General features: G+C 39.2%; 14 protein-coding genes. All 14 read right to left on the reverse strand.

All coding sequences use genetic code 11. The features are described from left to right. On the reverse strand, nt 1–585 hold a 585-nt coding region (locus tag WHS63_RS12655; protein WP_445205419.1), incomplete at its 3' end, for a DUF4372 domain-containing protein. Nucleotides 586–693: 108 nt separating this feature from the next. Next, nucleotides 694–1,824: a DegT/DnrJ/EryC1/StrS family aminotransferase gene (locus WHS63_RS12660; RefSeq protein WP_445205420.1), complete on the reverse strand. Its 1,131-nt coding sequence runs from the start codon at nt 1,822–1,824 to the stop codon at nt 694–696. Nucleotides 1,825–1,827: 3 nt separating this feature from the next. Further along, nucleotides 1,828–2,490, reverse strand: coding sequence for an HAD family hydrolase (locus WHS63_RS12665; RefSeq protein ID WP_445205421.1), 663 nt, complete (start codon nt 2,488–2,490; stop codon nt 1,828–1,830). Next, the gene (locus WHS63_RS12670) at nt 2,474–3,436 is read right to left on the reverse strand and encodes an ATP-grasp domain-containing protein (protein ID WP_445205422.1); all 963 of its coding nucleotides are present in this window, start codon (nt 3,434–3,436) and stop codon (nt 2,474–2,476) included. Before WHS63_RS12670 ends, WHS63_RS12665 begins: the two co-directional genes overlap by 17 nt. Nucleotides 3,437–3,438: 2 nt before the next feature. After that, nucleotides 3,439–4,041 carry a sugar transferase gene (locus tag WHS63_RS12675; RefSeq protein WP_445205432.1) on the reverse strand — a complete coding sequence of 201 codons (603 nt, stop codon included), beginning with the start codon at nt 4,039–4,041 and terminating at the stop codon, nt 3,439–3,441. After that, complete coding sequence (locus WHS63_RS12680) at nt 4,034–5,245, reverse strand: glycosyltransferase family 4 protein (RefSeq protein ID WP_445205423.1); 1,212 nt, start codon at nt 5,243–5,245, stop codon at nt 4,034–4,036. Before WHS63_RS12680 ends, WHS63_RS12675 begins: the two co-directional genes overlap by 8 nt. A 769-nt stretch (nt 5,246–6,014) precedes the next feature. Next, nucleotides 6,015–6,215: a hypothetical protein gene (locus tag WHS63_RS12685; protein ID WP_445205424.1), complete on the reverse strand. Its 201-nt coding sequence runs from the start codon at nt 6,213–6,215 to the stop codon at nt 6,015–6,017. A gap of 79 nt (nt 6,216–6,294) precedes the next feature. Next, nucleotides 6,295–6,438: a transposase gene (locus WHS63_RS12690; RefSeq protein ID WP_445205425.1), complete on the reverse strand. Its 144-nt coding sequence runs from the start codon at nt 6,436–6,438 to the stop codon at nt 6,295–6,297. A gap of 293 nt (nt 6,439–6,731) precedes the next feature. After that, entirely contained in the window at nt 6,732–7,877 is a 1,146-nt protein-coding gene (wecB, locus tag WHS63_RS12695; RefSeq protein WP_445205426.1) for a non-hydrolyzing UDP-N-acetylglucosamine 2-epimerase, read from the reverse strand. A gap of 84 nt (nt 7,878–7,961) precedes the next feature. Continuing rightward, nucleotides 7,962–9,104: a polysaccharide biosynthesis C-terminal domain-containing protein gene (locus WHS63_RS12700; protein ID WP_445205427.1), complete on the reverse strand. Its 1,143-nt coding sequence runs from the start codon at nt 9,102–9,104 to the stop codon at nt 7,962–7,964. A gap of 65 nt (nt 9,105–9,169) precedes the next feature. Further along, the gene (locus tag WHS63_RS12705) at nt 9,170–9,541 is read right to left on the reverse strand and encodes a GxxExxY protein (protein WP_445205428.1); all 372 of its coding nucleotides are present in this window, start codon (nt 9,539–9,541) and stop codon (nt 9,170–9,172) included. 57 nt (nt 9,542–9,598) lie between these two features. Continuing rightward, nucleotides 9,599–10,645, reverse strand: a complete 1,047-nt coding sequence (locus WHS63_RS12710; protein WP_445205429.1) for a polysaccharide biosynthesis protein — start codon at nt 10,643–10,645, stop codon at nt 9,599–9,601. A gap of 59 nt (nt 10,646–10,704) precedes the next feature. Continuing rightward, on the reverse strand, nt 10,705–11,922 hold the full coding sequence (locus WHS63_RS12715; protein WP_445205430.1) for a glycosyltransferase: 1,218 nt from the start codon (nt 11,920–11,922) through the stop codon (nt 10,705–10,707). A 19-nt stretch (nt 11,923–11,941) separates the two neighbouring features. Further along, nucleotides 11,942–12,445, reverse strand: a 504-nt coding sequence (locus tag WHS63_RS12720) for an EpsG family protein (protein WP_445205431.1), incomplete at its 5' end; no start/stop codon positions are given.

Raw genomic sequence — 12,445 nt, forward strand, 5'->3', positions numbered from 1 at the left:
CATGTCGAACACCAGAATGCTACCCGAGGGTAAACTCTTGCCCCTGGCGACGGTTATGTCGGCCACGCTGCCCTGGGTCAAGTCCGCAAAAGCCGAAAGGCATCCCTCGTAATCCAGCAGCAGGCGCAGCTTGACAGCGCCCTTGCGGGTCCTGAACTTCGCACAGTCGTACAGCGAGAGCGAAAGCGATATGACGCTGGAGTCCAACAGGTAAACCTTTCGCCGTATCTGGCGCAAGGCCGGCTTGGCAAACCTGACCTGCGCCCTAAAATGCGCCGCCAGGGCGTAGTAAAACTCTTCGAATATCTTGCTGGGTCGCCTCCCGTTAATGTAGTATATGCTCGACTTGGATGGGGCCTGCGTGCAGCCCAGATGGATTATGTTACCCATTATGCTCCTTAAGCCGTTCGAGATATCCCGTACTGAGCTAAACTGCCCCAGGTGGCAGAACACCATGCAGATGAGGTGTGTCCTGCTGTCAATCCCCTTACTGTACTTGTCCCCGTTGTACTTCTTTACAATATCTGAGAATATATGCCGTGGAATAAGGCTGGTGATTTGGGAAAAAAGCGTTAACTTTACCATGGGAGTTGGTTTTGGTCGTTGATGTAAAATTATCCCCTTACGGGGATATCTCCAACTCCCCCTTTTTTTCACAAAATTTTATTTTGGACGGATGTGTTTCAAATTCGATTAAAATTTCAAAATCGTTTTTAATTGTTTAGCAATTCTAGCTCTATCATCATCGGTTAGGTTTGAGCCAGAGGGCAGGCAAAGGCCATTTTCAAATGCATACTCCGAAAACCCATTGGTATAAGCAGGTGCTCCTGAAAAAATAGGCTGAAGGTGCATTGGCTTCCACAACGGACGCGATTCAATGTTATCCGCCTCTAAACCTTTTCGTAAATCTTCCCTTGTTACTCCTGTTATTTTGGAGTCAATAATTATTGAGGTTAGCCAGTAGTTTGAAAATGATTTTGAGTTTTCGGTATGAAAATTTATCCCATTTACTTGACCTAATAAATTTCTATAAAATTTATTATTTTCCCTTCGTTGCTTTACCCTTAAGTCAAGAACCTCTAACTGCCCCCGTCCTATGCCTGCAACCACATTGCTCATTCGGTAGTTATAGCCAATATGCGAGTGTTGGTAATGGGGAGCATTATCGCGTGCCTGAGTGGCAAGGAAACGAGCTTTATGGATTAAATCGTGGTTATTTGAAATCAAAGCTCCCCCACCCGATGTGGTAATTATCTTATTCCCATTAAAAGAAAGGATTCCCATTACTCCAAATGTACCACAACATTTTTCATTATACTTACTTCCTAGGGCTTCGGCAGCATCTTCAATTACAGGAATTTCGTATTTTGATGCAATTGATAAAATTTCATCCATCTTTGCAGGCATACCATACAGATGAACAACAACTATAGCCTTTGGCCTTTTCCCTTTATCGATTCTGTCTCTAATTGCTAACTCTAGAAGTTCAGGATCAATATTCCATGTTTCAGGGTCACTATCTACAAATACTGGAGTAGCCCCCTGATAAACTATGGGATTTGCTGTAGCCGAAAAGGTAAACGATTGGCAAATAACCTCATCGCCTTGAGATACGCCAAGATTTATTAAAGCTAAATGAATGGCAGCGGTACCGGAAACCAATGCGGCACAATGCTTTATATTAAGATAATGTGCTAATTCTTCTTCAAAAGCATTGACATTAGGACCAAGCGGAGCAACCCAATTAGACTCAAAAGCATCGTTTACATATTTAATCTCACCTCCACTCATATGTGGAGATGAAAGCCAAATTTTTGAATTCATAGGTTAAATAACTTTAATATCTTTAAATGAAGAAATAAAAAAATGAGGTAAATATTTATCTGTAAAATCAGAAATACTATACTGATGAATCATATACTTAGAGTTTTGCAAAGCTACACATAACCACCCAAAACGTTTAGGAATTATAAAATCCTTCATTAAGTTATCGCCTATATAAACAAAACTAAAATCTCTATATTTTTTCATAAAAAATCTGTAATTTCTTGGTGAAGGTTTTTCAGAACCAAATTCTTCTGAAATAACAATCTCATCAAAATAATCAATTATCCCTAATGCCTTTAACTTATTCCTTTGAGTAACACTTCTTCCATCTGTAAGTAAACCCAAAACTCCACCCATTTTTTTGACTGCATTTAAGAAATCTATTACACCAGGATTAGGTGTAATTATTGGATAGTGATTTCTATAAAGAGATAACAAATAATCTAACGTTAACCCATTATTATAAGTTGATATAATATAGTTGAAAACATCACCTTTATTTTTATAAATATTTATCATCTTTAAGTAAAGATTATTGGAACTCTTATTTTCTAAAACATTAGAAATATATTTATAAGCAGATTTTAAATAATCATACTCAAAGTAGATTGTGTCATCTAAATCAAGGACTACACAAGTATATTCATTAACCTTTAAAATCATAGACTAAAATTTCATCGTCATATCTTAACATTAATAGATTATTTTTCCAATTTTCGTAAAATTCAATATCTTGATCCAATAAGTACTCTCTTATTATCATATTTGGAAAATTGGCACCGGCATGATAGGATAAAGGATATCCACCGCCAAAACGTGGATTTATTTCAATTCCAAAGTAATCACCATTTTTAATATTATAGAAAAGTTGAAGAGTTACACAGCCAACAAATCCTTTGCACATTTTAAAATAAGACAAAACTATATCATATATTTCGTTTTTTCGGGTTACTCCTTTGCTCACCTCGCCTGCTCTAATTTCAATTCTTTCACGAGGTACTATACACTTTAAATTGCTATTTCTATCAAAATACATGTCTACTGTATATTCAACGTGTTCATTAGGTGATAAATATTTTAAAAACATTAAATTAGTATCTAGTTTTGCCTCATTTAATGCTTCAATAGATTCTATTAATCGTATACCTATACTACGACTTCCATTGAAAGGTTTAGCAAAAATTGGAAATTCTGGATTTAAAAGATCAATATCATTAGCACGAGGAAATCCTATAGAGTCAAAAAATAAATGTGTTTTACGCTTATCTCTACATACTTCAATCATATCTAGGGAAGATACTATTGGTAGAATACCATAATCTCTAAAATAATCCATGTTTTCTGCTAATATAATTAACTCAGTATCGATAGTTGGAATAATTATTTTAATATTATTTTTAGTACATATTTCAACCAAATTCTTACAATATAATGAATCAGTAACTTTAGGGACACTAAAATAACCATCTGAAACATGACAAGCTGGCGACAGTTCAGGTTTGTTATCAACAGTGAAAATTTTACCAGTTGGAAAGTATTTAACAATTTCAGATTTAAAAGCATTAACTAATGAAACTCTCCTGCCTGCTGAAGTTATTAGTATATTCATAATTAATTTCCTTTAAATAATTCCATTGTTTCTCCCTCTTTATTATTAACATTTTTTTGTCCTAATACTTTATAAAGTGTTTTAAGTATAATGTTTAAATCTAACCAAAAAGAAATATTTTCAACATAATAAACATCCAATTTAAACTTTTCATCCCACGAAATTGCATTTCTGCCATTTATTTGTGCCCATCCAGTTATTCCTGGTTTAACTTTATGTCTTTTATTTTGGAATTCATTATAAAGAGGTAAATAATCAACTAGTAGCGGACGAGGGCCTACTATACTCATATCACCCTTAATTACATTTATAAGTTGAGGCAATTCATCTAAAGATGTTTTTCTTAAAAATAATCCAAAGTTAGTTATTCTTTTAGAATCTGGCAAAAGATTTCCATATTTATCTCTATTGTCATTCATCGTTTTAAACTTAATAATTTTAAATATTCTTCCATTTTTCCCAGATCGAAGTTGGATAAAAAAAGGCTTTCCGTTATTAATAAAGAGCAAAAGTATTAAAATAAATACAAAAAAAGGAAGGAGGATTAGTAATGCTATTGTTCCAATTATAAAATCAAACAAAGGTTTGAAAAAATTACTATATATCATATTCATTAAAAATTATTGAGTATGAAATATCAACTGTATAATTCTTTTCCAAATACAAATTCCCTTTTTTCCCCATCGATAAACGTAAATCTATATTTTTGGTAAAAATGTTAACATAATTACAGAATGAATCTAGATCTCCACTTTCACACCAAAATCCAAATCCATTCTGCTGGGCAATTAAACCAATATCTGAATATCGATCTGTTGCTGCCAATATTGGTAGTGAAAACTCTAAATATGATAACAACCGAGAGGGGAAATTTGGTATAGTAAATCTTGAATCTAAAAAAATTAAACCAACATCTGAAATTGAAAGTAAAATATCGAATTCTTCCTTCGGTAGGTATGGTAATAGAAGAGTATTTTGGGGTTTATTTAAGCAATACCATTTATTTATTTTTTTGTATTCAGTTCCAGATCCAACTATAATAAAAAAAACATTTTCATTATTAAAATAATATTTAAGCACATCAATTAAAAAATTAACTCCTTGAGGTTTACCTAGATTACCACCATAAATAAAGGTTGTAACTGACTCTGGAATATTATATTTATTGCGAATACATTTTTTTTCAAAATTGTTTATTTTATTTTTTATTTTTACTTCAATACTATTTGGATTAACATGAACCTTTTTACGATCTATATTTGGATTATTCATACAAATGTAATCTACATTTGCGGGCGACATACATCCAATTTGATCAGAAATAGCATATAACTTAGCCTCCGTCTTCTTAAAAAAACGATACAACAAACCTCCTTTACGAATCATTCCTAAATCAACCGCATTTTGGGGAAAAATATCTTTTAATAGTAAATATGTTTTTGCATTATCTCTTCTTTTAATAAACTTAATTACATGAGTAATAGTTATTGGTGGAGTTGTATATATAATCAAATCAAATTTAATACCACTCCAGTATTTTTTTATTGCAGCTTTAAATTGGTGTTCTACTAGAAAAATTCCAATCCCTTTCTCAAAAAGATTAGTTTTTTGTAAATTTAATGTTTTTACACAAAGAATCTGACTATTTTTATCAATAAAAAGTTGCGTAGGTTTTTTAAATTTTCGTTCATTTGGGGTTACTATGTAAACATTATGCCCTTTACGAACAATTTTCCTTAGAAGATCAGGGTAAATACCTCTATCATTTAAATTATTAAAAGGACTTAATGTTAGAAAAATGATATTCATTTGAAAAATATTAAAATTACTAATTCGTCCCTTAAAAAGTCAATTTTAAATCTTTTCTTGAGAATAAAAAACATGGAAAGGGGAAAGAAGTGCATGTAAAAAGAAAAATAGTGTTTGGTAGGAATGGGAAATTTTTATCTTCCACCTGTTCTTAACCCTTTTGAAGTTAAAAATGCTGCAGCCAGCATGTTGTTGATGTTATTGCTTACTATCCCCTTTTAAAAGTTGCGGTTGAGGCGATGATCGGCCTTTAGGTGTCCTATGACGGGCTCAATCCCGGCACGTTTCTTATGCCTTTCGCGTAGTTTCCTGCGCTAGTAGTAACTCGTTGATTTGCATGGCGATGATGGGATTAAAACCTCCGTATTTCCTATCTGTTTATTACCTCTGTACCCCCCTGTCTACCTTTACGCTTAATGGCATTCTTTCCGTTAACCGTTCCACCCGCTCAAGCGTTGGCTTTAGCGTATGCCCATCGTACTGGTCCCTGAATCCTAGCGCCCCCACTATGACTCCGCTGTCGGTCTTTGCAAATGATGATTTGTTAACAAACTCATACATATTGTGCTCCTTCCCCTTTGAAATGCACACCACCTCGGGTTCATGGATGGAGTAAACCTTTTTCTTCTGTCTTTCCGTTGTATCAAACCTGCGAAAACAGCTGTAAATCCGCTTGATACTTGCTGTTGGGCGTAAGTTTGCGTTCCAGTTCCCGAACCAAACGGCCAGCTATAGTCTTCACTTTCCAATCGGCTTTCTGCACCTTCGGTTAATTTCTCGGGTGGTTCCTGAACCGTTGTGCCTGTCCCAGCTTCTTTAACGTCCTGCTGTAGCTCTGCCGTAACTCGATACCCTCTTTATGGGCAATGGCCTTGCATTTCGGTATGATCTTCTTGTGCGGCTTCGCATCCGTAAGGAATATGATGTTTTTCTCCTGAACGGTAATGTCTACATTTACAATTGAATCCATTGAATCCTTACTGTTGACCCGAATGCTCTCTTTTAAAACAATTCCACGCCACTTTCGCCTATCCTTTTTCTAAAATGTACTAACTCCGATGCCTCGCAGGGACACCAAGCGCAACAGAACTTTCACCTGTAAAATACTTAAAGTACATGTTTTCGCTCCATTGCTCCACCTCTGACTCGTCCGACAGGTTGCGTACATGCTTCAGTATTAACAGGCCTACCATTTATCGAATGGGTTTGGCTGGTCGCCCATTATCTGCACAGTACAGCCTTTTAAAGGCCTTCTCGAAAGCATCCCATTGGATTTGGTGGGCCGGTACAAATAGGGGTGCTTGGGGGTTAGGGCATCCCTAACGAGAATAATAAACTCCCTTGGCTTTGATCTTTTCTCTTTGGTGCCATCTTAAAAAAATTGCAAGGTTTAAACGTCTAATTTGCAAAATCTTGCAAATATTTGATTAAAAAATATCCATTATGTTAATAACAATCAATCTGTTATTATAGTAATAAGGATCGACTAACTCCTTCTTTCCTCTCCCCACACCACACGTTTCACATAATCGGTATAGCTTAGGATAATCCGAACCACCTTATCGGATACGTTGGGCATGGAGTAATCGGCAACCGGGCGGAAGTTTCGCTCAGTGCCGATTTTTTGTTGCTGTAGCTGTGCCAGTCCTTGCATAATGCGCTCAGGGTTTAGGCCCACCATCATTACTGAGGCCTCCTCCATGGCCTCCGGCCGCTCATGTGCCTCACGGATATTCAGCGCCCTAAAGTTGAGTATGCTCGATTCCTCCGAGATGGTGCCACTATCCGATAGCACGGCGTAGGCATTCAGCTGAAGGGCGTTATAGTCGGTAAATCCGAGCGGTTTAAGGAAGTTTACCAGCGGGTTTACCTGCACTCCTTTTGCCTCAATCATCTTGCGGGTGCGCGGATGCGTGCTAACAATAATGGGGTAACCGTAGGTATCGGCTATCAGGTTGAGGGAGTGGATAAGGTTTGTGAAGTTCCGCTCGGAGTTAATATTCTCCTCGCGGTGAGCCGATACCACAAAGTACTCGCCCCGTTTCAGGTTCAGGCGGCTAAGAACATCCGATTGCTGAATACGGGGTAGGTAGTGGTTCAGCACCTCAAACATGGGCGAACCGGTTTTAATCACCCTATCGGCAGGGAGCCCTTCACGTAGCAGGTACTCGCGGGCAATGTCGCTGTAGGTGAGGTTGATATCGGCAATGTGGTCAACAATCTTGCGGTTGGTCTCCTCGGGCACCCGCTGGTCGAAGCAACGGTTACCAGCCTCCATGTGGAATATGGGGATGTGCCGTTTTTTGGCAGGGATGGCGCACAGGCAGCTGTTGGTATCGCCCAGCACCAGCATCGCATCGGGCTTGAGGGTCTCGAGCAGGGGGTCAATCTTAATGAGTATCTGGCCAATGGTGGCCGTGGCGCTATCGCCGGCGGCATCGAGGTAGTGGTCGGGTGGGCGAATGCCCATGTCGTCGTAGAATATCTGGTTCAGCTCGTAGTCGTAGTTCTGCCCGGTATGGACGGTTATGTGCTCAATGGCAGGGCTCTGGTCGAGCTTGGCCATTACACGCGACAGGCGGATAATCTCGGGACGCGTACCAACAACGGTAAGGACTTTAAGTTTCTTCATAGTTCTGGTTACACAGTGTTTCACAATGTTTTCACAGTGTTACACAGTGCATTACTATGTGATACTCTGTGAAACGGCTATTCATTAAACAGTTTCAAAAAACGTATCCGTATCGTTAGGGTTGAAGTGCTCACTGATCCAGAAAATGGTGTAAACATCATCGTTCCCCACGTTTTTGATGTTATGGGTAAACCAAATGGGCATATCCACCACCGATGGGTTTCTATCGCCATCGAGCTCAAAGGTAAGCTTTTTATCGGTTCCAATGCGCCGTAACTCAATTACTGCTTTGCCCTTTATCACGGCAAACCTTTCTGCCTTGCGGGTATGGAAGTGGTTGCCGCGGGTAATACCGGGCTTGGTGGTGGAGAACGAAACCTGCCCGCCGCTGTTCAGCTTTACGGTCTCAACAAACGAACCCCTGTCGTCGGTTTTCAGCTCAAGCATACGGGGGAAGAACTTTTCGTGGTCGATGTAGCAAACAAAGGTGTTGAATAGGTTGCGTTCAAAGGGATCGGTTAGGTTGGGGAAAATACCCTTATCGAAGTAGTTGGATTTGAAATCGTTTAGCCTTGCCAAAAGGGCTGAAACCTTGATGGTTGCTGTATGTGGGATTTGAACCGTTTCAACGTGGGACACTACATTTCTGCTTTGGGCTACGCTATCGATTTTGGTAATAAAATGATCTACCAGCTCCGAAACGTAAATCAACCTTAACTCGCCATCCACATCAATTTTGGGCTCCTCGTTATGCGTAAGCTGGTGGCAGAATGTTGCCACCACGGAGTTGTAGTAGGGTTTGCCAAAGGGTCCAAACACGTTGGGTATGATAAAGCCGCTGAAGGCAGTATGGTTTCGCCTGGCCCACTGATCAAAAAGCAATCGCCCTTCGCGCTTCGATTTACCGTAGAGGTTATCGCGCTCCTCCTGGGTTGATGAGGAGAAGATGATGTGGGGTTTTGAGCGGGTTGCCTCGCAGGCGTTAATGAGCTTTTGGCAAAGGTTGATGTTGGTTTGGTAGATGACCTGGGGGTCGTTGTGGCGGTTCATGGCGGCCAGGTGAACAATGGCATCGCACGACTGAACAAAGCCGTTGAGCTTAATGGGATCGTCGAAGTAGCTATCCTCAAAGGCGATGCGCTGGAACCTGTCGGGGTATAGTCCAAGGGTGTTGTACAGGTGTGTGCCAATAAAACCTGACTGTCCGGTAATGCCTACTTTGATCATGATGTTTTTTAATAGTTAAGTTCCACAGTGTTCCACAGTGTTAGCACAGAGTTACACGGTGTTTATTACAAAACTAATCGCTTAATTCCATCTTTTAGACTTTTTGTGTTAAAATTAATCAGAAGTCCAATGTGTTTATTAGCAAGTTTAAGGTAGGTTAAAACCTGTGCAATATGTGCATCAGTAAATGCATCTACGCTTTTTAGTTCTACAACAACCTGGTTCTCGACCAGCAAGTCGAGTCGATACCCACACTCAAGCTTAATCTCCTCGTAAATTAAGGGAACAGGTTTTTCTATCTCAACCTGAAATCCTTTTTTCTGTAGTTCATAAGCGAGGCAAGCCTGATAGGCAGATTCAAGAAGGCCAGGACCTAAAGTAGAATGCACCTTGTAGGCTGAATCGATTATTTCGTGTGTAATCTGGTTGATTTCCATTTTTACACTGTGCTACACCGTGTTACACTCAGTGAAACCCTGTGCTACTAATTATATTTAAGGTTCGTAGATATGCCCATTGTCCTCGTTCAGTATATCCTTTCGGATAAGGGGTAGTTTTAGCAGCAGTTCCTTCATTCCCTCCACATCCAGCCTTCGGGTGTTGTGCGAGTTGTACTCCTCAATCTGTGTGATATCGGTTTGTCCCTCGCTGAAGTACAGTCCATAGTTCAGGTCGCGGTTATCGGCGGGGATGCGGAAGTAGTTGCCCATGTCGTAAGCCTTTACCATCTCCTCGCGGGTGAGCAGGGTTTCGTAAAGCTTTTCGCCGTGGCGGGTTCCTATTACCCTAATGGGGTTCTTGGCATGGTAAAGCTCCAGCAGAGCCTTTGCCAGGGTCTCGATTGTAGCCGCGGGTGCCTTTTGCACAAAGATATCGCCGGGCTGGCCATGCTCAAAGGCAAACAGTACCAGGTCAACGGCATCGTCGAGGGTCATCATAAAGCGCGTCATATTGGGATCGGTTATAGTGATAGGTTTTCCCGATTTAATCTGATCTATCCAAAGCGGAATCACCGAACCGCGGCTGGCCATCACGTTTCCGTAGCGGGTACTGCAAATTGTTGTTGTGGCGTCATTCCCTAAAGAACGAGCTTTAGCAATCGCCACCTTCTCCATCATCGCCTTGCTAATGCCCATGGCATTGATTGGGTATGCCGCCTTGTCGGTACTCAGCACCACCACATTCTTCACACCGAAGTCTACAGCCGAATCCAGTACATTCTCTGTACCAATCACATTTGTACGCACCGCCTGCATCGGGAAAAACTCACACGAGGGCACCTGTTTCAATGCAGCAGCGTGAAAAACATAATCCACACCCCGCATCGCAGTATCCACTGAACGCTTATCCCGTACATCGCCGATATAGAATTTGATTTTCGGATTCTGGTATTGATGCCGCATATCGTCCTGCTTCTTTTCGTCGCGACTGAATATGCGGATTTCTTTAATATCCGTATCGAGAAAACGCCGTAATACGGCATTGCCGAATGAACCCGTGCCACCGGTGATAAGCAAGATTTTGTTTGTAAATAGTGACATATAATTTTAATTATCTCTTTATTTTGATATTCAAAAGACAATGAAAAACTCTCAGAACCCTATTTGTTCAGTAGTTCCTCATACAACTCAATATACTCCCGGTAGCGATCCTCTTTCCTGTAAAAACGATGTGCACGTTTCACACAAGCTTCTGAGTAAGATTGTTTCCCTTTTTCTTTGATTTGTGTTATAGCTTTTACAAGACCCTTTATATCACCGGGATCAACTATTAAACCGGTCGAGTCATCAACTAATTCCGGACTTGCAGTAGTATTATAAACTATCCCGGGTGTACCACAGGCAAAACCCTCAACTGTCGTCAAACCAAAAGTTTCCTCATAAGAGATATTCATCACAACATCCGCAGACGAATAAAACTCTGCCAATTCTTGTGTACTCTCGGTGCGAGTAATCCCAATGATATTCTCAGGAAGTGTCTTAATTTGATCATCTTTTAGGCCGACAAGTACTATTATTTCATCATCCTTCAGTATTTTACTTAGTTCGATGAAATCATGTAATCCTTTTCTTCTCCCCCATTCTGTTGCCACTCCAAGCAGAATAAATTTGTCAGCCAATCCATACTTTAACCTAATACTATCTCTACTTTGAGGTGAAAAGACATTCACATCGATGCCGTTATTTATAACTCGAATAGGATAATCTTTTAAGTATGATTGTTTTACAATTTCGGCTAACCAATTGGAAACAGTAACTATTGTCATATCATTTACTGATGTGAACAAATTCCTCTTCTGCTTATGGTTTTGTTTTGATCTGTCTAAGAAATAGCTACCGGGGTAATTTTTTTTTTGCGGACAACTGAAACACTGCGTTTTCCATTTTTCACATCCCACAAATGTAAAATGAGCACAATGTCCCGTCATCGGCCAGCAGTCATGAAAAGTCCATACAACAGGGATATTAGCAGTTGCCAAATAATGAAACAATATCTCGATATTCAGATAATATCCGTGCAAGTTATGCAGATGAATAATATCGGGTTTAATTTCTTTTATTTTCTCTACCAGTTTTTTTGTCGCATTTGTCGATGCCAATCCATGACGATCGAATAACCGAGTTTGCAACCCGTGCCATTTGATATCCCAATCACTTCCAATCTTTATCAATTTCGATTGACTTGTACGGGCGTGTCTGCCGTAGGCAATATAACTCTCCCAACCAGCCGCAATGGCTATTTGTCCTATCTCCTCAGCAATGCGACCTGTGGAGCGAGAGTTAGCTAAGGAGTTTATTTGAAGAAGTTTATTGTTCATTTTCTATTTGGGGATAAAATTAGAACACTTCCCTATGAAAACTTGTGTTAATCCATATTCCTTTATATGGAATAAAAAGATCGGGATATGCTGCTATAGATTGAAAAAATAATATGACTGCAAGAATGCACAGAAGAACAGAAATAATTAATTTATTACTCGGTTTTTTAAATACGGTTAATTGATAGGAAAGTAGAATTGTTTCCATAATATTAAAATAGAAACTACCCCTACTAATCATTACCAACAAACTTCGTGAAAATAAAAAGTATAATGCAATTGACAGAATATAGCCATTCAGAAAAAAATTATAATGCTTATAATTCGGCAATATTTTGGCTCGTGTGTAAAGGAAAAGAATCAAAAAAAGTATTCTTTTAATCAAGCCTGCCAATGATAGCTGACTCTTACTTAATTCTTGTGATGCCGCATTTAAATATACTTTTGTTTTAAAAGCGGTTAATTCATTAAATTTTCCAAAAAATGAAAATAATTGTAATGGAAGTTCGGTGAATCCAATAAG

The organism is Tenuifilum sp., from assembly GCF_037481895.1.
GTDB lineage: Bacteria > Bacteroidota > Bacteroidia > Bacteroidales > Tenuifilaceae > Tenuifilum > Tenuifilum osseticum.